Source organism: Algoriphagus lutimaris (assembly GCF_017051705.1).
GTDB classification, from domain to species: domain Bacteria; phylum Bacteroidota; class Bacteroidia; order Cytophagales; family Cyclobacteriaceae; genus Algoriphagus; species Algoriphagus lutimaris.
Map to the genome: position 1 here is coordinate 1 of NZ_JAFIDJ010000035.1, position 286 is coordinate 286.

The 286-nt window shown below is 51.7% G+C and carries 1 protein-coding gene; it reads right to left on the bottom strand.

Features of this window, described 5'->3' with window-relative positions; genetic code table 11:
• Positions 1–286, bottom strand: a 286-nt coding sequence (locus JYB62_RS19675) for a tetratricopeptide repeat protein (RefSeq protein ID WP_205647096.1), incomplete at both ends; no start/stop codon positions are given.

Consider the following 286-nt stretch of genomic DNA (forward strand, 5'->3'; position numbering starts at 1 on the left):
TTTTTTATGTAGTTTTCACCTCGCTCCCATTCTCCTGCCAGGCTCATCAAGTAGCCGATCACATCTAGATACATCAGCGAGCATGAATAAAGGTCAAACGCTTTTTCAGCCTGGTCTCGTGCCTCCGAAAGTTTGTTTTCCAAAAGCCGGACGTAAGCCAGTATCGCTCTGGCGCGGCGGTTGGTCGGATCGAGGCTGATCCCTTTCTGCGCGAACTCCACAGCCTTTTCCAGGGCCGTCGGAAGATCGACCATTCCCAGACCGTAGTTGTCGGCATAAAGACATG